This window comes from Actinoplanes sp. NPDC048791 (assembly GCF_040650095.1).
Classification (GTDB): Bacteria; Actinomycetota; Actinomycetes; order Mycobacteriales; family Micromonosporaceae; genus Actinoplanes.
Window position 1 is genome coordinate 1 of record NZ_JBEZGQ010001606.1, and the last position, 1297, is coordinate 1297.

3 protein-coding genes are annotated in these 1297 nt (G+C 71.0%); 2 read left to right on the forward strand and 1 reads right to left on the reverse strand.

The window, feature by feature from the left end; translation table 11 throughout:
* Window positions 1-373 (forward strand): Sir2 family NAD-dependent protein deacetylase (locus AB0C29_RS48905; protein WP_360835279.1); only part of this gene is annotated, 373 nt, incomplete at its 5' end.
* On the opposite strand, the gene AB0C29_RS48910 is transcribed toward AB0C29_RS48905, so the two are convergent.
* Complete coding sequence (locus AB0C29_RS48910) at window positions 374-832, reverse strand: Lrp/AsnC family transcriptional regulator (RefSeq protein WP_360835281.1); 459 nt, start codon at window positions 830-832, stop codon at window positions 374-376.
* 78 nt (window positions 833-910) lie between these two features.
* Between AB0C29_RS48910 and AB0C29_RS48915 the strand changes: the two genes are divergently transcribed.
* Window positions 911-1297, forward strand: a 387-nt coding sequence (locus tag AB0C29_RS48915; protein WP_360835283.1) for a Glu/Leu/Phe/Val dehydrogenase dimerization domain-containing protein, incomplete at its 3' end; no start/stop codon positions are given.

Consider the following 1297-nt stretch of genomic DNA (forward strand, 5'->3'; position numbering starts at 1 on the left):
GCCCAGCCGGCCGGTCCTCGACCGGGTGGCCGCCGGGGACGGCGACCCCCGGTGCCCGGCGTGCGGCGGGATCCTCAAGCTCGCGGTGGTGCTGTTCGGGGAAAACCTCGACCCGGGTACGGCGGGACTGGCCGAGCGGATCGCCACGCACAGCGAGGTGCTGCTGGTGATCGGCAGTTCCCTGCTGGTCGAGCCGGTGGCGTCGTTGTGCGCGGTGGCCCGCAACGCCGGCCGCCGGCTGGTGATCGTCAACCGGGACCCGACGCCGTACGACGAGCTGGCCGCCGAGGTGATCCGGGAACCGATCGGCGTCGCGGTGCCGCGGCTCTGCGCGGCCCTGACCGAAGCGGCAGGATCCACGGTCCGCGGCTGATCATTCGTCGAGGGGCTCGACGACCATCGTGCGGGCGTGCTGGTAGATCACCGAGCTGCGGAAACCGAGGATCTCCCGGCGCTTGCTGAACTTGTCCATCAGGAACGCGTGCAGCGCGTCGACGCTGGGCACAGCCACGTGCACCAGGAAGTCGTCGGCGCCGGCCACCACGAACACCGACAGCACCTCGGGCAGCGAGGTGATCGAGGTCTTGAAGCTCTCGATCACCTCGCGGCTCAGCGGGCGTACCTGGACGTGCAGCAGTGCCTGCACGGTCCGGTTCAGGGCGGCCAGGCTGATCTCCGCGTGGTAGCCGGTGATCACGCCCCGGGCGCGCAGCAGCCGGACGCGTTCGAGGCAGGTCGAAGGTGCGATGCCCACCGCCCGGGCCAGCTCCCGGTTGGTCTGCCGGGCGTCCTGCTGCAGATGCCGGATGATCGCCGCATCAAGTTCGTCCACGGTCGCCACCTCCCGTCATCTGCCGAATATAGTTCGGAGCTTCAGTCAGCGACCGGAACGGTCTCCTATCGTCCGGGCATGACTACCGCATCAAATTTCGACGAGTTCGAACGGGTCGTGGCCCGCCGGGGTGTCCGCAGCGGGCTGCCGGTGATCGTGGCGGTGCATTCGAGCGCCCTCGGTCAGGCGATCGGCGGGTGCCGGCTGGCCCCGTACCCGGATTGGCGCGACGGCCTCACCGACGCGCTGCGGCTCTCGGCCGCGATGACCGCCAAATGCGCGGTCGCGGGCCTGCCGCACGGCGGCGCCAAGACCGTGGTGGCTCTGCCACCGGGAACGACGCTCGACGCCGGGCTGCGCCGGGCCGTCCTGCACGACGTCGGCGACACCATCGAGTCGCTCGGCGGCGACTACGCGACCGGGCCCGACGTCGGCACCGGCCCGGACGACATGGCCGTCATCGGC